Source organism: Pedococcus soli (assembly GCF_054782575.1).
This window is the reverse complement of the sequence record NZ_BAAGSF010000004.1, coordinates 475,214-494,910: the sequence shown is the minus strand read 5'-3', so window position 1 is coordinate 494,910 and position 19,697 is coordinate 475,214. Positions and strand designations below refer to the sequence as shown.

General features: G+C 71.3%; 18 protein-coding genes and 1 tRNA gene. 15 read left to right on the top strand and 4 right to left on the bottom strand.

The annotated features are described in order from the left end of the window. Positions 1-22 precede the first annotated feature (22 nt). From ACYVKF_RS08375 to ACYVKF_RS08350, 6 genes are all read left to right on the top strand, one after another. A complete protein-coding gene (locus tag ACYVKF_RS08375; protein ID WP_460966118.1) occupies positions 23-1,078 on the top strand; it encodes a metallophosphoesterase in 1,056 nt (351 codons plus the stop codon). A 77-nt stretch (positions 1,079-1,155) separates the two neighbouring features. Then, positions 1,156-1,245 (top strand) — tRNA-Ser (locus tag ACYVKF_RS08370). A 393-nt stretch (positions 1,246-1,638) separates the two neighbouring features. After that, complete coding sequence (locus tag ACYVKF_RS08365; RefSeq protein ID WP_460966117.1) at positions 1,639-2,811, top strand: sensor histidine kinase; 1,173 nt, start codon at positions 1,639-1,641, stop codon at positions 2,809-2,811. Next, positions 2,808-3,482 carry a response regulator transcription factor gene (locus ACYVKF_RS08360; RefSeq protein WP_460966116.1) on the top strand — a complete coding sequence of 225 codons (675 nt, stop codon included), beginning with the start codon at positions 2,808-2,810 and terminating at the stop codon, positions 3,480-3,482. Before ACYVKF_RS08365 ends, ACYVKF_RS08360 begins: the two co-directional genes overlap by 4 nt. A 52-nt stretch (positions 3,483-3,534) precedes the next feature. Further along, positions 3,535-4,971, top strand: a complete 1,437-nt coding sequence (gene rox, locus ACYVKF_RS08355; RefSeq protein WP_460966115.1) for a rifampin monooxygenase — start codon at positions 3,535-3,537, stop codon at positions 4,969-4,971. Positions 4,972-5,160: 189 nt separating this feature from the next. Beyond that, positions 5,161-5,445 (top strand): SHOCT domain-containing protein, encoded by a 285-nt coding sequence (locus tag ACYVKF_RS08350; protein WP_056915863.1) that lies wholly within the window; start codon positions 5,161-5,163, stop codon positions 5,443-5,445. 21 nt (positions 5,446-5,466) lie between these two features. Here the strand turns inward: ACYVKF_RS08350 and ACYVKF_RS08345 are convergent, their stop codons facing one another. After that, entirely contained in the window at positions 5,467-6,600 is a 1,134-nt protein-coding gene (locus tag ACYVKF_RS08345) for an ROK family protein (protein WP_460966915.1), read from the bottom strand. Positions 6,601-6,775: 175 nt separating this feature from the next. Between ACYVKF_RS08345 and ACYVKF_RS08340 the strand changes: the two genes are divergently transcribed. The 7 genes from ACYVKF_RS08340 to xylA all read left to right on the top strand — a co-directional run bounded on the left by ACYVKF_RS08340 (position 6,776) and on the right by xylA (position 15,555). Then, positions 6,776-8,293: a sugar ABC transporter ATP-binding protein gene (locus ACYVKF_RS08340; protein ID WP_460966114.1), complete on the top strand. Its 1,518-nt coding sequence runs from the start codon at positions 6,776-6,778 to the stop codon at positions 8,291-8,293. Next, positions 8,290-9,366 (top strand): ABC transporter permease, encoded by a 1,077-nt coding sequence (locus tag ACYVKF_RS08335; protein ID WP_460966113.1) that lies wholly within the window; start codon positions 8,290-8,292, stop codon positions 9,364-9,366. The genes ACYVKF_RS08340 and ACYVKF_RS08335 overlap by 4 nt, the downstream gene beginning before the upstream one ends. A 163-nt stretch (positions 9,367-9,529) precedes the next feature. Continuing rightward, on the top strand, positions 9,530-10,588 hold the full coding sequence (locus tag ACYVKF_RS08330; RefSeq protein ID WP_460966112.1) for a substrate-binding domain-containing protein: 1,059 nt from the start codon (positions 9,530-9,532) through the stop codon (positions 10,586-10,588). Positions 10,589-10,690: 102 nt separating this feature from the next. Beyond that, positions 10,691-11,902, top strand: a complete 1,212-nt coding sequence (locus ACYVKF_RS08325) for a Gfo/Idh/MocA family protein (RefSeq protein WP_460966111.1) — start codon at positions 10,691-10,693, stop codon at positions 11,900-11,902. Positions 11,903-12,011: 109 nt separating this feature from the next. After that, positions 12,012-13,127: a sugar phosphate isomerase/epimerase family protein gene (locus ACYVKF_RS08320; RefSeq protein WP_460966110.1), complete on the top strand. Its 1,116-nt coding sequence runs from the start codon at positions 12,012-12,014 to the stop codon at positions 13,125-13,127. Positions 13,128-13,321: 194 nt separating this feature from the next. Further along, entirely contained in the window at positions 13,322-14,401 is a 1,080-nt protein-coding gene (locus ACYVKF_RS08315) for a sugar phosphate isomerase/epimerase family protein (protein WP_460966109.1), read from the top strand. Next, positions 14,398-15,555 carry a xylose isomerase gene (xylA, locus tag ACYVKF_RS08310; RefSeq protein ID WP_460966108.1) on the top strand — a complete coding sequence of 386 codons (1,158 nt, stop codon included), beginning with the start codon at positions 14,398-14,400 and terminating at the stop codon, positions 15,553-15,555. The genes ACYVKF_RS08315 and xylA overlap by 4 nt, the downstream gene beginning before the upstream one ends. A 436-nt stretch (positions 15,556-15,991) precedes the next feature. On the opposite strand, the gene csrA is transcribed toward xylA, so the two are convergent. From csrA to flgN, 3 genes are read right to left on the bottom strand one after another with little or no spacing between them, the layout of a single operon-like run. Then, on the bottom strand, positions 15,992-16,288 hold the full coding sequence (gene csrA / locus ACYVKF_RS08305; protein ID WP_460966107.1) for a carbon storage regulator CsrA: 297 nt from the start codon (positions 16,286-16,288) through the stop codon (positions 15,992-15,994). Positions 16,289-16,344: 56 nt separating this feature from the next. Continuing rightward, positions 16,345-16,764: a flagellar assembly protein FliW gene (fliW, locus tag ACYVKF_RS08300; protein WP_162254761.1), complete on the bottom strand. Its 420-nt coding sequence runs from the start codon at positions 16,762-16,764 to the stop codon at positions 16,345-16,347. Positions 16,765-16,780: 16 nt separating this feature from the next. Further along, positions 16,781-17,293: a flagellar export chaperone FlgN gene (gene flgN, locus ACYVKF_RS08295; RefSeq protein WP_056915859.1), complete on the bottom strand. Its 513-nt coding sequence runs from the start codon at positions 17,291-17,293 to the stop codon at positions 16,781-16,783. 200 nt (positions 17,294-17,493) lie between these two features. Here flgN and ACYVKF_RS08290 point away from each other — a divergent pair, with 200 nt between their 5' ends. Together ACYVKF_RS08290 and ACYVKF_RS08285 are read left to right on the top strand one after the other, a co-directional pair. Then, the gene (locus tag ACYVKF_RS08290; RefSeq protein WP_460966106.1) at positions 17,494-18,447 is read left to right on the top strand and encodes a sigma-70 family RNA polymerase sigma factor; all 954 of its coding nucleotides are present in this window, start codon (positions 17,494-17,496) and stop codon (positions 18,445-18,447) included. A gap of 153 nt (positions 18,448-18,600) precedes the next feature. Next, on the top strand, positions 18,601-19,656 hold the full coding sequence (locus tag ACYVKF_RS08285) for a flagellin N-terminal helical domain-containing protein (protein ID WP_056915858.1): 1,056 nt from the start codon (positions 18,601-18,603) through the stop codon (positions 19,654-19,656). Positions 19,657-19,697: the final 41 nt, after the last annotated feature.

Below are 19,697 nucleotides of genomic sequence, written 5' to 3'. Positions count from 1 at the left end.
CCCCTCTGACAGGAGCTCGTCCATGCCCTCGACCGCCCGCCGCCCCCTCCTCGGGGTCGCCGTCCTGACCCTCCTCGCCGCCGGCATCGCCGGTGCCGCACCCGCCCTCGCGCACGACGCTGGTCCCGGCGGCGGCGGTCACGGCCGCGGCAAGCCCGGCCACGAGACCTTTGCCGTCATCGGCGACGTGCCCTACGGGGCCGACCAGGTGGCCCGGTTCCCCGCGTGGATCGACCAGATCAACGCCGACCCGCAGGTCGGGCTCGTCTTCCACGTCGGCGACATCAAGAACGGGTCCACCCGGTGCGACGACGCCTACTACCGGATGATCCGCACCCAGTTCGACCGCTTCAGCGACCCGCTGGTCTACACGCCGGGCGACAACGAGTGGACGGACTGCCACCGCGCGAACAACGGTGCCTACAACCCGCTCGAGCGGCTGGCCTTCGACCGGTCAGTCTTCTTCGACCGCCCCGGGACCACGCTGGGAGCCCCGGCGCGTGTCTCGGTGCCGAACGCCGCATACCCGGAGAACGTGCAGCTGCGCCGCGCCGGGGTCTCGTTCGCGACGCTCCACGTCGTGGGCAGCAACAACGACCTACAGCCCTGGACCGGGATCGGCCAGACCGTGGCGACCCCGGAGCAGGTGGCCGAGCAGGAAGCCCGCATGAAGGCGTCGATCGCGTCGCTGCGCCGGACCTTCGCCGACGCGTCGAAGCGGCACGACCGTGCGGTCATGGTCCTGCAGCAGGCCGACATGTTCGACCCGACGTACACGCCCACGCCCAGCGACATCTCGGCGTTCCGGCCGCTCGTCCAGGCGCTCGCCGAAGAGACCAACCGGTTCCGCGGCGAGGTCTACCTCGTCAACGGCGACTCCCACATCTACAACTCCGACCGCCCGCTCGCGCCGGGCTCGGTGTGGTTGGAGCGGTATGGCGTCGAACGCCCGGCCGCGGGGCTGGAGCGGATCACCGTCGACGGCTCGGACAACAACAAGGACTGGCTCAAGGTCACCGTCAACCGTCCCGGCGCCGCGCAGACCCTCAGCTGGACCCGCGTCCCCTACGCCGGCTGAGGCTTCCTCGGGTCGCCCGGACCCGTCGGTTCGGGGCGATTTCGCCGGGCGTCACCTGCTCTAGTAACCTGCTCCGCGGTGGCGTGTCCGAGCGGCCTAAGGAGCACGCCTCGAAAGCGTGTGTGGGTGAAAGCCCACCGTGGGTTCAAATCCCACCGCCACCGCCAGAAGACGAAGGACCCGACACACTTTCCGTCGGGTCCTTCGTCTTGTGTTGGACGCTGCGGGATTTGGGAGGAGCGAGGCACGAGCGACGGCTCCCACCGCCACCGCCAACAGGAGCCCCCGGGAGCATGCGACCGGGGGTTTCCTGTCGGCGCCCACCCGCCACCCTCCCGGGGTAGCGGGTGGAGTACGTCACTGATCGCACAGTGCGATCAGTGACGTAGTCCCGATACAACCCCCGACGCAGCGCCCGGCGTAGCGCCTGACGTGGCGCTCCACGTGCTGCCCCGGGGGGGGGTGGGCTCCGCGGCGCACCGGCTGCTCCACCGGGCGTAGGACGTGCTGCTCCCGGTGCAGGACGCCACGAGCCGATCGGCGCTCCTACTGTGGGGTGCATGCACGAGCGTGAGGACCGGGCCGTTCGTCGGCCCGGTCCGTGGACGGGAGCTCCACCACGACCGCTGCGAATGCTGGGTCTGGTGCTCCTCGCGCTCGTCCAGGTCGGCGGCACGCTGGGTGCGGCCCACAACCAGCCGGCGCGGCGACCCGTCGACGCCCTCGCGGTGGGCCTGCTCGTGCTGGGTCCGGCCGCTCTGTGGTTCGGCCGCCGGGCGCCGCGACTGGTGTGCGCGGTGGTGGTGGCGACCACGGGGCTGTTCCTGTTGGCCGGCTACCCGTACGGACCCGTGTACGCGAGCCTCGCGCTCGCGCTGGTGTTCGCGGTCGCACGTGGGCACCGCGTCACGGCCTGGTCCGGAGCCGGGGCGCTGGTGCTGGCGGACGCCGTCGGCCGGATCCGGCTCGACCGCGACCACTGGTCGTGGGGGACGCAGCTCGGGGTCGTCGGCTGGGTCCTCGTCATCCTGGCGGTGGCCGAGGTGGTCCGGGTGCGGGCCGAACGGGCTGCCTCGTTCCGGGCCGCGGTGCAGGAGCGACGCCGGCGCCAGGCCGGCGAGGAACGACTGCGCATCGCCCAGGAGCTGCACGACGTCGTGGCCCACCACATGTCCCTCATCAACGTGCAGGCCAGTGTCGCGCTCCACCTCGCCGACCGCAGGCCCGAGAACGTCGAGCCGGCCCTGCGGGCCATCAAGGACGCCAGCAAGGAGGCCCTGGCCGAGCTGCGGTCCCTCATCGACGTCCTCCGCGACGACGGCCCGGCACCCCTGGCGCCCGCGCCCACGCTCGCAGCGCTCGACGACATCGTCGAACGCAGCGCTCACGCCGGCCTTGTCGTGTCGAAAACCGTTGAGGGACAGGCCCGTGCCCTGCCCGCGGCGGTGGAGCTGGCGGCATACCGCATCGTCCAGGAGGCGATCACGAACGTGGTCCGGCACGCCGGTGCACACCACGCCGCGGTGACCCTCGGCTACGGTGCCGAGGTGCTCACGGTCCGCATCGACGACGACGGTGACGGTGGTCGTCGCCACGCCGACCTCGTGCCGGGCAACGGCCTGCGGGGCATGCACGAACGGGCGGCCGCCCTCGGCGGCACGTTCTCGGTGGCGGCGTCGCCGCTGGGCGGGCTGCGGCTCGAGGCCGGCCTCCCCGTCGGGGGTGGCGGGTGATCCGGGTGGTGCTGGCCGACGACCAGGCCCTGTTGCGCGCCGGCCTGCGGGCCCTGCTCGACGCCGAGGACGACCTCGAGGTCGTGGGCGAGGCCGCCGACGGCGCCGAGGCAGTCGCGCTGGTCCGGTCGACCGGCCCCGACGTCGTGCTCATGGACATCCGCATGCCCGGCACCGACGGCCTCGCGGCGACCAGGCAGATCGTCGACGACCCCACCATGTCGGGCACCCGGGTCGTGATCCTCACGACGTTCGACCTCGACGAGTACGTCTTCGAAGCCGTGCGGATCGGTGCGAGCGGGTTCCTCGTCAAGGACACCGAGCCGGCCGAGCTCCTGCGCGGGGTGAGGGCCGTCGCGGCCGGTGACGCCCTCCTCAGCCCGGGGGTGACCCGACGGCTGATCGGCGAGTTCGCCACGCGCAGCCGGGGGACGGCCGCTCCCGCCGCCGACCGCCTGGCCGCCCTCACCGACCGCGAGCGTGAGGTGGTCGCCCTCGTCGGGGAAGGGCTGAGCAACGACGAGATCGCCACGCGGCTGTTCCTGAGCCCGGCGACCGCCAAGACCCACGTCAGTCGAGCCATGGTCAAGCTCCACGTCCGCGACCGCGCCCAGCTCGTGGTGCTGGCGTACGAGAGCGGCCTGGTCCGACCGGGTTGGTCGCAGGAGTGACGGCGGCGAAGGCCTTCCAGGGCAACAGTTCTCGTCGGGAGAGGGGTTTCGGGTGACTGACGTGATCATCTGTGGAGGCGGGCCGACCGGCATGGTGCTGGCGGCCGAGCTGCGGCTCCACGACGTCGACGTCGTGGTGCTGGAGAAGGAGGCGGAGCCCAGTCCCCTGGTCCGGTCCCTGGGGCTGCAGCCGCGCAGCATCGAGATCCTGGACCAGCGCGGCCTGCTCGACCGGTTCCTCGAGGTGGGGACGAAGTACCCCGAGGGTGCGCGGCGGTTCCCCGGGGCGGACACGCCATCGCCCGTTCCCCTCGACAGCGCCCACGCCTACGTCCTGGGCATCCCGCAGCCGGTGACCGACCGCCTCCTCGCCGAGCGGGCGGTCGAGCTCGGGGCCGACGTCCGCCGCGGCCACGAGGTGACGGGAGTCGAGCAGGACGAGGAAGGGGTGCGGGTCGAGCTCGCCGACGGCACCGGCCTCCGTTCGCGTTGGCTGGTGGGGTGCGACGGTGGGCGCAGCCTCGTGCGGAGGCTGCTCGGCATCGGGTTTCCCGGTGAGGCCGCGAGGACCGAGTGGCTCCTCGCCGAGCTGGAGGTGACGACACCGCCCGAGGAGCTGGCCGCGATCGTCGCCGAGGTCCGCCGGACCCATCGGGGGTTCGGGATCGGGCCGGCCGGTGGCGGCCTGTTCCGAGGCGTCGTCCCTGCCGCCACCGTGGCCGAGGACCGCACCACGCCGCCCACCCTGGCGGAGTTCCGGACGCAGCTGCTGGCCTACGCGGGCACCGACTTCGGGGTCCACTCGCCCCGGTGGATGTCCCGCTTCACGGACGCGACCCGCCTGGCCGACCGCTTCCGCTCGAGCCGGGTCCTGCTCGCCGGGGACGCCGCGCACGTCCACCCGCCACTGGGCGGACAGGGCCTCAACCTCGGAGTCCAGGACGCCTTCAACCTCGGCTGGAAGCTCGCTGCAGACGTGCGGGGCTGGGCGCCCCCGGGGCTGCTGGACACCTACGAGTCCGAGCGACGTCCGGCGGCCGCCGACGTCCTCACCACCACGCGTGCCCTGTCGGAGCTCATCTCCCCCGAACCCGGCCCGCAGGCGGTGCGCGCCCTGCTGAACCAGCTGATGGACTTCGAGGGCGTGGGACGGTTCCTGCTCGAGAAGGTCTCGGGGACCGGCGTCAGGTACGACCTCGGCGACGGCCCCGACCTCGTCGGGAGGCGGCTGCGGGACGTCGCGCTCTCCGACGGCCGGCTCTACGCCCGGCTGCACCGGGGCAGGGGACTCCTGCTCGACCAGGAGGGACGGCTCGAGGCCGACGGGTGGGCCGACCGGGTCGACCACGTCGTCGACGCCAGTGCCGAGCTGGACGTGCGCGGCGTGCTGCTGCGTCCCGACGGCCACGTCGCGTGGGTCGGCGACGACCAGCAGGAGCTGCACCGGCGACTGCGGGCCTGGTTCGGTCCTGCGACGCCGCCGGACTGACGCCCCGGGGGACCGACGCCCGCGTGATTGATGCCCGGGGGATTGACGCCCTGGGACCGACGCCCTGGGACTGGCGCCCACGGCATACCTCCCGGGGCGCAGCCGAGGTGTCGACCTCGGGAGGATTCGCGGGCCCGCCCACCGGCGAAGGATCGAGTCGTCAGCCCGACCCGACCCAAGGAGCACGTCATGCACTCCCTCCTCGCCCCAGCGACCACCGCGATCGCGGCCCACGACCACTGGAACGGCCCCGGTCCGTGGTGGCCGATCTTCCCGATCCTGTGGCTGCTGTTCGTCATCGCCGTCTTCACGACCTTCGGCTTCTTCGGCCGACGCAGGTTCGGCCGCATGCACGCCCTGGCCGGCCAGCGCGCAGGTGAGTCCCGGCTCGCCGAGCGCTACGCCGCCGGCGAGATCGACGAGCAGGAGTACGAGCGCCGGCTCGCCACCCTCAAGCGGCTCGGTGCCTCCTGACCGACCTCCGCGGGCGCCGTCTCAGGAAGCGGTGGTCTGGAGGTACTGCTCGACCTGCTCGGCCGACAGCACGTGCTGGATCACCATGGTGGCCGCGCCGATCACACCGGCGTGGTCACCGGTGCGGGCGGCCACGATCTGGAGGTTGCCGGTGGCCAGCGGCAACGAGCGGCCGTAGACCACCTCCCGGACCCCGGCGAGGAGGCTCTCGGCCGACTGGGCGAGGATCCCGCCGACCACGATGACCGACGGGTTGAGCATGCTGACGCAGGTCGCCAGCACCTCACCGATCTCGCGTCCTGCCTGGCGGATCGCGGCAGCAGCGGCCATGTCGCCGCCCTTCACCAGGGCGATGAGGCCCCGGCTGTCCGTGGCCTCGATCCCTTGTGCGCGCAGGGCTTTCACGATCGCCGGGCCGCTGGCCACGGCTTCCAGGCAGCCCACGTTGCCGCACGTGCAGAGGACGTCCCCGCCGTGGGGCGCGGCCACGTGGCCGAGGTCCCCGGCCGAGCCCTGGGCGCCGCGGTGGAGCCGGCCGCCGGAGACGATGCCCGCGCCGATACCGGTCGCGACCTTGACGAAGACGAGGTGCTCGACGCCCGGGTAGATGGTGGCGTGCTCGCCGAGCGCCATGATGTTGACGTCGTTGTCGACCAGCACCGGTCCGCCGAGTCCGGCCGACACGTGGGTGGGGACGTCGTACCCGTCCCAGCCGGGCATGATCGGCGGGGACGCGGGGCGTCCCGTCGAGTGCTCGACCGGCCCGGGGAGCCCGATGCCGACCCCGACGAGCTCGTTGCGACGGCGCCCGGCCGAGCGCATGAGGGCGCGCCCGGTGCGGACCAGCCAGTCGAGGACGACGACCGGTCCCTCGGTGATGTCGATGGCCTCAGCCTTCTCGGCGATGACGCGTCCGCTGAGGTCGGTGAGCGCCACGAGGGCGTGCGTGGCACCGATGTCGGCGCCGAGGACGACGCGGGCCTCGGGGTTGAACGCGAAGCGCGCCGGAGGGCGTCCGCCCGTGCTCGCCGCCTCGCCCGAGGGCGTCAGCAGGCCGATGCCGAGGAGGGCGTCCACGCGGGCGCCGACGGTCGACCGCGCCAGCCCGGTGAGGGCGATGAGCTCGGCCCGCGTGCGGGGGGTTCCGTCACGCATCAGCTGGAGCAGGTCGCCCGCCCCGGACGGTGCGGTGACCGTCGTGAGGGGGCCGGCGCTGTTCACGGAAGTAGTGAAGCACAGCAGACTTCTTCAGGCACACCGACCAGATCCTTCGGAATCCGACGAGACTTTTGCTTGACCTGCATGCAAAAGTGGGTCTAGCGTCCCGACCATGAACCGAGGCAACGGCGCCTCACCCCTGCTGGTGATGGCCGACATCGTGAAGCGTTTCCCGGGTGTGCTCGCCCTGGGCGGCGTCGACCTCGACGTGCGGCCCGGCGAGGTGCACTGCCTCCTCGGCCAGAACGGCGCGGGCAAGTCGACCCTCATCAAGGTGCTCGCCGGGGTCCACCAGCCCGACGAGGGCACCATCTCCTGGAACGGCGAGGAGATCCGTCTGGGCCACCCGCAGGCCGCCATGGACCTCGGCATCGCGACGATCTACCAGGAGCTCGACCTCGTCGAGGGCCTCACCGTGGCCGAGAACATCTTCCTCGGGCACGAGCAGACCCGGTTCGGCTTCTCGCAGCGCCGCCGGTCCGCCCGGGAGGCGGCTGCCCTGCTGCGCCGGCTCGGGCACCCCGAGATCTCCCCCTCCGCCGAGGTCGGCACGCTCTCCGCCGCAGGACAGCAGATCGTGAGCATGGCGCGGGCCCTGTCGCACGAGGCCCGCCTCATCATCATGGACGAGCCGTCCGCGGTCCTCGACGGCGGCGAGGTGCAGCGGCTGTTCCACGTCATCCGCGACCTCACGGCCGAGGGCGTGGCCGTCGTCTACATCTCCCACCGCCTCGAGGAGATCCGCACCATCGGCGACCGGGTCACGGTCCTCAAGGACGGCCGCACCGTGGCGACGGGACTGCCCGCCAAGGAGACGCCGACCGCCGAGGTCATCCGACTGATGACGGGTCGCTCGATCGAGTACGTGTTCCCGCCCCGCCCCGGCGTCCCCGACGCCGAGCCCCTGCTCCGGGTCCAAGGCCTGGGTCGCACCGGCGAGTTCGCCGACGTGAGCTTCGAGGTCCGTCCCGGCGAGGTGCTCGGCCTCGCCGGTCTCGTCGGCGCCGGCCGGTCCGAGATCATCGAGACGGTGTTCGGTGCCCGCAAGGCGCAGACCGGCACGGTCGAGGTCGACGGCAGGCAGCTGCGCAACGGCTCGGTGGGCTCGGCCGTGCAGGCCGGGATCGGGCTGTGCCCCGAGGAGCGCAAGAGCCAGGCCCTCCTGCTCGGCGACACCGTCGCCCGGAACATCAGCATGGCGAGCCTGACGCGGTTCGCCCGTGGCGGCTTCCTCGACCACGACGCCGAGGACCGTGCGGCCGAGGCCCAGGTGCGCAGCCTCGACGTCAGGCCCGCCGGGATCCACCGCGAGATGCGCACGCTCTCGGGAGGCAACCAGCAGAAGGTCGTCCTGGCCCGCTGGCTCCTTCGTGGCTGCCGGGTCCTGCTGCTCGACGAGCCCACGCGAGGTGTCGACGTGGGCGCCCGGTCCGAGATCTACGCCCTCGTCCGCCGCCTCGCCGACGACGGTGTCGCCGTCGTGGTCGTCTCCAGCGAGATCGAGGAGGTCCTCGGGCTCTCCGACCGCGTCCTCGTCATCGGCGAGGGCAGCGTCCTGCACGAGGGTCCAGCCGACGACATCAACGAACACGCAGTGCTCGACATCATCATGAGAGGAGACGCGGCGTGAGCCTCGACTCGACGACCACCACTCCCGACCCCGCACGCGAGGGGACGCCACGTCAGGGAACGTCCGCCCCCGCGGCGGAGGTCGGCTCCTCCGGCCGGTCCGGCCCCCTGGCCTCGCTGCTCGGCGGAGCCGCGGGCCGCAACCTCGGCCTCGTCATCGCCCTGGTGATCCTGTGCATCGTCGGCGTCGCCACGGCCGGCGACCGGTTCGCCAGCATCGACAACGCGCTGACGATCCTGCGGCTCGCATCGGTCATCGGCGTCGTGAGCATCGGCATGACCTTCGTCATCAGCGGCGGCGGCATCGACCTGTCCGTGGGAGCCATCGCTGCGCTGGCGTCGGTGTGGGCCACGACCCTGGCCACCCAGCAGATGGCTGCCGACACGCACTGGATCGTCATGGTCTTCACCGCGATCGTGGTCGGTGCCGCGTGCGGGTTGGTCAACGGGGTCCTCATCGCCTACGCCCGCATCGCCCCCTTCATCGTCACCCTCGCCATGCTGGCGGCGGCCCGCGGCCTGGCCGAGATCATCGCCCAGCGCCGCACCCAGATCGTCAGCGACCGCGGCTTCGTCGACTTCTTCAACGGCCGGCTCCTCGGCATCCCGGTGCTCGTCATCATCTTCGCCCTCGTGGCCGTCGCCGGGTGGCTGCTGCTCAACCGCACGACCTTCGGCCGTCGCACTCTCGCGGTCGGCGGGAACCCCGAGGCGGCCCGCCTCGCCGGCATCAAGGTGCAGCGCCAGACGATGTACCTCTACGTCCTCCTCGGCGTCGCCTGCGGCGTGGCCGCGGTCATGATCATGGCGCGCACGACCACAGGCACGTCGACCCACGGCTCGCTGTGGGAGCTCGACGCCATCGCCGCGGTCGTCATCGGCGGCACGCTCCTCAGCGGCGGCCGCGGCACCATCGTCGGCACCGTCTTCGGCGTCCTCATCTTCAACACGCTGACCAACGTCTTCACCCTCAACAACCTCGACACGTCGACGCAGAACGTCGCCAAGGGCCTGATCATCGTCGCCGCCGTGCTGTTGCAGCAGCGGGTCGCGGCCCGCCACCGAGCTCCCTGACCCTCCGCACCCGACCGACGCACGCGCCATACCCCTCTGCCCGCCCGCTCCACGCCACCAGCACCTTCGAACCACCAGCACCTTCGAACCACCAGCACCTCGAATGACCAGCACCTCGCACACCGCCACCCGGCACCCACTCCGCTCTGCAAGGAGAACAACGATGTTCCGCACGCGTACCCGCACCGCCTCCCGTCCACTCAAGACCGTCGCCGCGCTCGGCATCGTCGGCCTGTTCGCCGTTGGCTGCACGAGCAACGAGCCCGACACCCAGAACGCCGCCGCCTCCGGCCCGGCCAAGGCGGCCAGCGACAACGACGCCCCCGGCGAGAAGGTCGTCATCGGCTTCTCCGGCCCGGCGGCCGACCATGGCTGGCTCGGTGCCATCAACTCCGCGGCCAAGGCCGAGGCGAAGAAGTACAGCGACGTCGAGTTCAAGGTCGCCGAGGGCACGAACGACGCCAGCCTGCAGATCTCCCAGATCGAGACCTTCATCAACGACAAGGTCGACGCGATCGTCCTGCTGCCCACCGACGGCGCCGCGCTGACCGAGGTCGCGACCAAGGCGATGAACGCCGGCATCCAGGTCGTCAACGTCGACCGCGAGTTCTCCAGCCCGTTCGCCGCCCGCACCACGGTGCTCGGTGACAACTACGGCATGGGCGTCAGCGCCGGCACCTACGCCTGCAAGCTGGTCAAGGACAAGAACCTCAGCAACCCCGTCATCGCCGAGATCGCCGGCATCGACGCCCTGCCGCTGACCCAGGACCGCAGCAAGGGCTTCGCCGACGCGCTGAAGGCCTGCGGCCAGACCGTCGACAACCGCGTGGCCGCGCAGTTCACCGTGGAGTCCGGTGAGAAGGAGGCGTCCAACCTCCTGCAGGCAGCCAAGAAGATCGACATCATCTGGAACCACGACGACGACCAGGGCATCGGCGTCATGCAGGCCTTCGACAACGCCAACCGCCACGAGTTCGCCTTCATCGGTGGGGCCGGCTCCTCGAACGCCATGCAGTGGATCAAGGAGGGCAAGATGGAGGCCACGGTCATCTACCCGCCGACCCAGGCCGCCGACGGTGTCCGCCTCGCGCGCCTGCTGGTCCAGCAGAAGGGTCTGTCCGACCTGGTCCAGGTCGAGGTCCCGCGCCGCATCGTCCTCAACGCCCCCGTGGTCAACAAGGAGAACGTCGAGAAGTACCTGCCGCTGGGCTTCAAGTCCTGACCCAGCTCGCTCCGGGCGGTGGTGCCCGTCCCCTGTCCTCATGGGCGACGGGCACCACGACCCACCACCTCGACACGACCGCGACCCGGCGGAAGGTGCTCCATGTCCACTGAAACGACCACACCCACGCAGCGCGGGGCCCTCGGCATCGGCCTGATCGGCTACTCCTTCATGGGCCAGGCCCACTCGCAGGGGTGGCGCAACGCCCGCAGCTTCTTCGACCCGCAGCTCACCCCGCACCTCGTCGCCCTCGGTGGCCGGGACGCGGGCGCCGCCGCGGACATGGCCCGTCGCTTCGACTGGGCCCACGTCGAGACCGACTGGCGGGCCCTGATCGCCCGCGACGACGTCGACCTCGTCGACATCTGCACCCCCGGCGACACCCACGCCGAGATCGCCATCGCCGCGCTCGAGGCCGGCAAGCACGTCCTCTGCGAGAAGCCGCTGGCCAACTCGGTCGAGGAGGCCGTGGCCATGGCCCGCGCGGCGGAGTGCGCCAGGGCCAAGGGAGTTCGCTCGATGGTGGGGTTCACCTACCGACGTGTCCCGGCCGTCGCCTACGCCCGTCAGCTGGTCGAGGAGGGGCTGCTCGGCGAGGTGCGCCACGTCCGCGCGCAGTACCTGCAGGACTGGCTCGTCGACCCCGAGTCGCCCCTGACCTGGCGGCTGCAGAAGGAGCGCGCCGGGTCCGGGGCGCTGGGTGACGTGGGTGCCCACGTCGTCGACCTCACGCAGTTCATCACGGGGGAGCGGCTCACAGGGGTGAGCGCGCTGACCGAGACGTTCGTCAAGGAGCGGCCGCTGCCCGGCGCCGTCCATGGACTGTCGGCCGAGGTCGGGGAGGGCCGCGGCCAGGTCACCGTCGACGACGCCGCCATCTTCATCGGCCGGTTCAGCGGAGGAGCCCTGGCGACGTTCGAGGCGACCCGCTTCGCGACCGGCCGCAAGAACAGCATCCGCGTCGAGATCAACGGCTCCCACGGCAGCCTGAGCTTCGACTTCGAGGACATGAACGTCCTTCACGTCCACGACGCCACCGCCCCCGGCCCGCGGTCCGGCTTCACCCGCGTCCTGGTCACCGAGGAGACCCACCCGTATGTCGCGGCCTGGTGGCCGCCCGGACACGGGCTCGGCTACGAGCACGGCTTCACCCACCAGGCGGCAGACCTGCTCGCGGCCATCGCGGAGGGCCGCGACCCGTCGCCGTCGTTCGCGGACGGCCTGGGCATCCAGCGGGTGCTCGCAGCCGTCGAGACCAGCGCGGCCAGCGGTGCCGCGTGGACGCCCATCGACCCGCCCGAGGTCGGCCCCTGACCCGCACATCAGGAGGCCACCTCGTCCACCAGAGAGGAGCCCCGCGCCGGACCGCTCGACCCACCGTGCACCCCCTGTATCCCTGTCATTGCAGTGACGAAGGAGCAACATGAACACCGACAACGACGTCAATCCGCTCGGCCTGGTCAAGGGACTCGGCCTCAACCGCCGACAGTTCCTCGCCGCCACCACCGGCATGGCCGCCGCTGCGGCGACCGCCTCGGCGATCCCCCTCGCCGGCCCGGCGAGCGCCGCGAACGGACTGCTCATCCCCGCCCCCAGGCGCGGGATCATCCTCTACACGGTGCGCGACGCCATCTCCCGCGACCCGGCGACCTCCCCCTACGCCTCCGGCTTCAAGGCCGTGCTCGAGGAGCTGTCGCGGATCGGCTACCGGCAGATCGAGTTCGCCGGGTTCAACCAGCACGCCAACGCGCCCGGCGGAAACGTCAACACGGTGGCCGGCGCACAGCTGCTGCGCACCTGGCTGGATGACAACGGGCTCGAGGCCGAGGGCAACCACGGCAGCGTCCCGGGGACGATCACGGACACGACGCTGGCGGCGTTCGACGCGGCGTGCGAGGTCGCGAACATCCTCGGGATGGGGCACATCGGCACGGGCAGCGACCCGACCGGCAGCGCCTACGTCGCGGACTGGGCCGCAGCGGCCGAGCGCTGGGACGTCCTCGGCGCACGGGCCGCCACCCACGGGCTCAAGCTCTACACGCACAACCATGACATCGCCTACAGCTTCCTGCTGGACAGCGGGCCGCTCGACGCGCAGGGTCGTCCGACGCGGTCCTCCGGCATCCGTCGCCTCGAGTACTTCCTGGCCAACACCGACCCCAAGAACGTCTTCCTCGAGATGGACATCTACTGGGCCCACGTCGCGAAGTACAAGCACACCGCATACACGGCCGCGGACGGGACGACGGTCACGTCGGTCTTCGACCCGGCCGCGGTGGTCGCGGCACAGACGAAGCGGTTCCCGCTGTTCCACGCCAAGGACGGCAAGGTCAACCCGGGCACCGCGAACGGCTACGACATGGTGCCGTTCGGGACCGGCGACATCGACTACGCGACGTTCCTGCGACGGGTGGGCGCAAAGGGCTCGCACAACCCGATGTGGGAGCAGGACACTGCCCCGGGAGGGGTGGCCAACCCCGGCCAGTCGCTCGCGCTCGCGAAGATCAGCTACGACAACATGGCCGCCCTGCGCGGCTGACCACACCGGTTCCCGGCCGGGGTGTGCCGTTGCAGCGGCGCCCCGGCCGGGAACCGGCTTCCGCCCGACTCTCTGCAGCAGGACGTGGCACCGGATTCTACGGACCCCGACCGCACCCCGCCCGTATGGCGCCCGTGGCACCGGACGCCGTCGCCCCGCCGACCTGACCACCATCCCGACCGCTGGAGGACCGAATGGCACGACCGATCACCCTGTTCACCGGACAGTGGGCCGACCTGCCCTTCGAGGAGGTCTGCCGCCTTGCTGCGTCGTGGGGGTACGACGGCCTCGAGATCGCCTGCTGGGGTGACCACTTCGAGGTCGACCGGGCGCTGGCCGAGGACGACTACGTCGCCGGGCGGCGGGAGATCCTCGAGCGGCACGGGCTCGGCGTCTGGGCCATCTCCAACCACCTCGTGGGCCAGGCGGTCTGCGACGACCCCATCGACCAGCGGCACCGCGACATCCTGCCGGCCTCGGTCTGGGGCGACGGCGACCCCGAGGGCGTGCGGAAGCGGGCGGCCACCCGGATGGCCGACACGGCCCGGGCCGCGGCGAAGCTCGGGGTCGACACCGTCATCGGTTTCACCGGCTCGGCGATCTGGAAGTACGTCGCGATGTTCCCGCCCGTGTCGGCCGAGACGATCGAGGCGGGCTACCAGGACTTCGCCGACCGGTGGAACCCGATCCTCGACGTCTACGACGAGGTGGGGGTGCGGTTCGCCCACGAGGTGCACCCGAGCGAGATCGCCTACGACCACTGGACCACCGTGCGGACGCTGGAGGCCATCGGGCACCGCCCGGCGTTCGGCCTCAACTGGGACCCGTCGCACATGGTGTGGCAGGACCTCGACCCGGCGGCCTTCATCTGGGACTTCCAGGACCGGATCTACCACGTCGACTGCAAGGACGTCCGCAAGCGGGTCGGCAACGGCCGCAACGGCCGGCTGTCCTCGCACCTGCCCTGGAACGACCCCCGCCGCGGGTGGGACTTCGTGTCGACCGGCCACGGCGACGTCCCGTGGGAGGACTGCTTCCGCACGCTCGGCGCGATCGGCTACGCCGGACCGATCTCGGTCGAGTGGGAGGACGCCGGGATGGACCGGCTGGTCGGGGCCGCCGAGGCGGTGGAGTTCGTGCGCCGGTATGCGTTCGAGCCACCGGCCGCGGCGTTCGACGCCGCGTTCAGCTCGGGCACCGACGACACCCGAGGGACCAGCACCGGCACCGGTACCGACGGCACCGGCACCACCGACGAAGGGACGCAGGCATGAACGACTTCACCCCGACCCGCGAGGACAAGTTCTCGTTCGGCCTCTGGACGGTCGGCTGGGAGGGCGTCGACGTCTTCGGCGGCGCAGTGCGCCCGCCGCTCGACCCGGCCGAGGCGGTGCACCGGCTGAGCGAGCTCGGCGCGTACGGCATCACCTTCCACGACGACGACGTCATCCCGTTCGGCAGCTCGGCGAGTGAGCGCCTCGCCCGCCTCAAGCCGTTCCGGGAGGCGCTGGACGCCACGGGCCTGCAGGTGCCGATGGTCACGACGAACCTGTTCTCCCACCCCGTCTTCCGCGACGGCGGCTTCACCAACAACGACCGGGACGTGCGGCGGTTCGCGATCCGCAAGGTCGCCGACAACATCGACCTCGCGGTCGAGCTGGGTGCGCAGACCTTCGTGGCGTGGGGCGGCCGCGAGGGCGCCGAGTCCGGGGCCGCCAAGGACGTGCGCGCTGCGCTGGACCGCTACAAGGAGGCCTTCGACGTCCTCGGCGACTACGTCGTGGAGCAGGGCTACGACCTGCGCTTCGCCCTCGAGCCCAAGCCGAACGAGCCGCGTGGCGACATCCTCCTGCCCACCATCGGGCACGCCCTCGCGTTCATCGACGAGCTCGAGCACTCCGACCTCGTCGGCCTCAACCCCGAGGTCGGGCACGAGGAGATGGCCGGCCTCAACTACGCCCACGGCATCGCCCAGGCCCTGTGGCACGGCAAGCTCTTCCACCTCGACCTCAACGGCCAGCACGGCCCGCGCTTCGACCAGGACCTGCGGTTCGGGGCCGGCAACGCGCGCGGGGCGTTCTGGACGGTCGACACCGTCGAGCAGGGCGGCTACGACGGTCCGCGGCACTTCGACTTCAAGCCGCCGCGCACCGAGGACATGGCCGGTGTCTGGGCCTCGGCTGCGGGCTGCATGCGCAACTACCTGATCCTGAGGGACAAGTCGCGGGCGTTCCGCGCCGACCTCGAGGTGCAGGCGGCCCTGCAGGCGGCCCGGGTGGACGAGCTGTCCACCCCCACCCTCGCCGCGGGGGAACGCGTCGCGTCCCTGCGGGACGACAGCTTCGACCCCGAGGAGGCCGGGCGCAGGGGCATGGCGTTCGAGCACCTCGACCAGCTGGCCCTGGAGCACCTCTACGGCGTGCGCTGAGGTCGGTACCCGCCTGCTCGTCCCAGCGCGCGGGGGGCGAGCAGGGGAGGGGGAGCGCGGACACTACGTCACTGCTCACAGATCGTGGTCAGTGACGTAGTGTCCGGCGAGCCCGGTGCCCTACTGGCCCCGAGCCCCAAAGAGGCCGGGCGAGCGGGGAGGTATGGCGCGGGGGCGAGCAGGCGGCTCACCTGTCCGTCGTGGTGGCCGGCCACGACCGGCCGACGACCAGCTGGCTGGCAGCGCTCCAGGTGACCCGCTCGGCCGCCGCATGCGCAGGTCGAGCTGATCGTCGGCTGGTAGGTGCCGCGGGCAGGGAGGTTGCGCGCGGGGGCGAGCAGGCGGCATACCTGTCCGTGGTGGTGGCCGGTGCGAGCGGAGCGTGCGCGTATGGCGCGCCCGCGCCATACGCGGGTGGTGCGCCGGGGTCAGGCGGTCAGGCCGTCGGGCAGTCCGTGCCGTCGGGCTCGTCGGGCTCGGGAGCCGCCTCCGCGGCCGGCGCGGACTGTCCGCGGATCGCGGCCGCGAGGTCGGCAGCGGCTGACGGCGACGCGGACGCGGCCTCGAGGTTGGCCTTCTGCACCTCGAGGTAGACCTCCTGGCGGTGCACCTGGACGTGCGACGGGGCGTCGATGCCGATGCGGACCTTGTCGCCGCTGACCTCGAGCACCGTGATGACGATGTCGTGACCGATGCGGAAGCTTTCCTGCGGGCGGCGACTGAGCACGAGCACGTCCCGGCTCCTTCCTCGGCCTTCTCAGGCCATGGTCGACGGCTGTGTGCGGCGGGTCAGTGACCCGCGGCGGCCGCCACGAGAGGAGCCCGCAGCGGGAAGTCCTGCCCGCTGAGGACGACCTGCTCGGCCGCGCCGGTGCGTGTGTTGACCACGACCGGAGCGAACAGGTTGCCGTACGCCGCACTGATGTCAGAGCCCACAGTAACGATCACGAGCACCAGGGCATCATCTGCATCGCTGAGGTCCAGCCGCTGGGCGGTCACGTCGTCCAGGACCGGGTGGTAGTCCGGGAAGAAGAAGCCGGCCACGGCCGCCACGAACGTCGGACCCGCTCCGTCGACCGGCGCGAGCTCGAAGACCCCGCCGTCGCCACCGATGACGCTGTAGGACTCGGTGTCCGGGAACCCGACCAGGCCCTCGTGGAGCCGGATGGTGGCGAGCTCCGTGGCGTGGGGGCGGGGTGCGGTGGTCATCGTGGTCATCATGCCCTCAGGAGCTCTGGTCGAACAGGCGGCGGGTGGGGTCGTGCTCGGGGGTGCCCGCCGCGCTGTACGTCGACGAGGTGTGCGGTCCGGAGAACTGGGCGAGGACGTCCTCGACAGCCCGGGCGCCGTTGGCGAGCAGGTCGCGGTTGGCCAGCGCAGCCTGGGTGAGGTCGCTGGTGGCCTCGAGCAGGGCGTGGCGGTGCTCGGCGATCACGTGGTCCCAGGGAGCCGGCGCTGCTGCGGCGATCTCCCCCAAGGAGGCGTCGTCCGAGAGCATGAGGGCCTGGGCGGCGGGCGCGGTCTCGATGGCGCGCATGAGCTCGGCGGTGCGGATCTGCTGGAGCAGCTGGTCCACCTCACGGGTGGAGCGGGCGATCCAGGTGGCCCGGCCGGTCTCGACGAGGGCACGCTGCACCTCGACGCGGTAGGCGAGCAGCTCGAGGAGGTCCCGGACCCGCCACAGGGACTCCGAGAGCTCGGCGCAGGCCATCGCGGCCTTGTCGTTGTCGACCTTCATCACGGCCTCCCCATCGGCCGGGTCGACGTCGATGTGAGTGTTTCGTCGAACTTTCGGTCCTGCGGACGCTCGCGCCGGAGGCCCGCGAAGGTGTCGGGACGCTCCTCGACATGGTCGGTATTCCGCCACACGGAACTTCTTGACCAACGGCATACCTTCCGCGTCGTCCCTTCGGCTGACCTTGCTCAGCCGAAGAGGCTGTGGGCCCCACTGGTGTCTGGAAGCACTCGTGTCGCACCACCATCCTCTACAACGTGACTGTTACTGGATGTCGAGAGCGGGGTTCGGCGAGCGTTGACGCCGAGAGGCTGTGCCGAGAGCACCTGGCCGTCGTTCACTACGAGGTGCGTTCGTTGAGCGTGCGACTGCCGTCGCACGTCACGCTCGACGACCTCACGTCCGCCGGCATGGCAGCCCTTGCTGCTGCGGCGCAGTCCTTCGACCCCGAGCGCGGGGTGCCGTTCGGCCGGTACGCAGCCCGCCGCATCAAGGGCGCCCTCCTGGACGAGCTCCGCTCGCTCGACTGGGCGTCCCGCAGCCTGCGCGCCAAGGCCCGTGAGCGGGAGGCCGCCCGCGACGTCCTCTCCAGCTCCCTGCGCCGCGAGCCCGACGACCGCGAGCTGGCCACCCACATGGGGGTCAGCGTCGACGAGGTCCGCGAGCTCGGCCGTGACCTGCACCAGTCCGTGGTCCTGCGCCTCGACGCCCTCGTCGACGCCGGAGCCGACTCGATGCTTCCGCGCCACAGCCAGACACCCGAGGCCGTCGTCGTCGAGCGTGAGCGCGAGAGCTACCTCGACGCCGCCGTCGAGTCCCTCCCCGAGCGCCTGCGCGTCGTCATCCGCGCCACGTTCTTCGAGGACCGTCCGCTCAAGGAGGTCGCCGACGAGCTCGGGGTGACCGAGTCGCGGATCTCGCAGATCCGGACCGAGGCGCTCAAGATGCTCAAGGACGGCATGAACGCCCACCTCGACCCCGACCAGCTCCCGGCGATGGACGAGGGCCTCGTGGCTCGCCGTCGCGCCGCGTACTACGCCGAGATCGCGGGCCGGGCCAGCCACCGCCAGCGCCAGACCATGCAGGCAGCCGCCCACCAGGGTGGACGCCAGGGCGGACGCCTCGGAGCAGTGGACCGGTTCGCCGCCGGTCAGTAACCCCCACAGGACCTGCCGGGAAAACTTCTCGGCAAATTCCTCAAGTGCGTCAGTCGCCGGCCGATGAGGCTGGTGTCGGTCCACTGAGGAAGCGACAAACGGGCTCGTCACGGATGACGGCCCGCGACCCCATTCAAGGAAGAGGAAACCATCATGGGTCTTCAGATCAACACCAACGTTTCGGCGATGAACGCGTACCGGAACCTCAGCTCCACCCAGAACGCGATGTCCACCAGCCTCGAGCGCCTGTCCTCGGGCCTGCGCATCAACAAGGCCGCGGACGACGCTGCCGGCCTGGCGATCAGCGAGAAGCTGCGCGCCCAGACCAACGGCCTCAACCAGGCCACCGCGAACGCCCAGGACGGCATCAGCCTCATCCAGACCGCTGAAGGTGCCCTCAACGAGACGCACTCCATCCTGCAGCGCATGCGTCAGCTCGCTGTCCAGAGTGCCAACGACACGAACAGCACCGAGGACCGCGCGGCCATCCAGAAGGAGGTCACCCAGCTCACCGGTGAGCTCGACCGCATCTCCGGGTCGACCCAGTTCAACGGCAAGAACCTGCTGGACGGCACCTTCAACGGCAAGTTCCAGGTCGGCGCCAACTCGGGCCAGAACCTGACCGTGTCGATCACCAAGACGGACACCACCACCCTCGGCCTCGGCAACACCACCAAGGCCTCGTCCGCCACGGGCGCCGTCGGCACCCTGACCAGCGGCACCCCGGTGCAGGGCTCGTTCACGGTCGACACCGGCAAGGTCAAGGACTCCGCCGGCACGGTCATCGGTGCCTACGACGACACGACCAAGGCAGTCACGTTCAACGCGGACAACGGCGGCGCCGTGGTCACGTTCGACAAGACGGTCCTCTCCGGTGGCACCTCGGGCTCGTTCTCCATCAGCAAGGGTGTCGACGTGTCGACGCAGTCGGGTGCCGACTCGGCCCTCTCCGCGATCGACAGCGCCCTGGGCCTCGTGTCCGGCCAGCGTGCCGACCTCGGTGCCGTGCAGAACCGCCTGCAGCACACGATCAACAGCCTCAGCGTCGCCGCCGAGAACGCGTCCGCCGCCGAGTCCCGCATCCGCGACACCGACATGGCCAAGGAGATGACGTCCTTCACCCGGTCGCAGATCCTGCAGCAGGCCGGCGTCTCGATGCTCGCCCAGGCGAACTCCGCTCCGCAGTCGGTCCTCAAGCTGCTCGGCTGAGTCCGTGACGTGGCCCGGGACCGGGGGAGACCTCGGTTCCG